The 231-nt window shown below is 47.2% G+C and carries 1 pseudogene; it reads right to left on the bottom strand.

The window, feature by feature from the left end:
* Positions 1-231, bottom strand: a pseudogene (locus A3773_RS17455) (group II intron reverse transcriptase/maturase); the annotation flags it as partial.

The following is a 231-nucleotide window of genomic DNA, read 5'->3' as shown; positions in this document are numbered from 1 at the left end:
AGCTCGCAGGTATTGTTTAATCAATCGTAGAAGACGTTTGTCCTTCACCTTGTCACCAAGGCGCGTCATCAGCAGATCGTGATTAACTCGGTCAAAGAACTTAGACAGATCGACATCGACCGCGAAGCGGCGACCTTCCTTGATGATGTCTCGCACCTGCTTTACCGCCTGTTGCCCATTTCGATTTGGCCGGAATCCAAAACTATTGTTTGAGAAATCGGGATCAAAAAT

This window comes from Neptuniibacter pectenicola (assembly GCF_001597735.1).
GTDB classification, from domain to species: Bacteria; Pseudomonadota; Gammaproteobacteria; order Pseudomonadales; family Balneatricaceae; genus Neptuniibacter; species Neptuniibacter pectenicola.
This window is presented reverse-complemented; position numbering and strand designations above follow the sequence as displayed.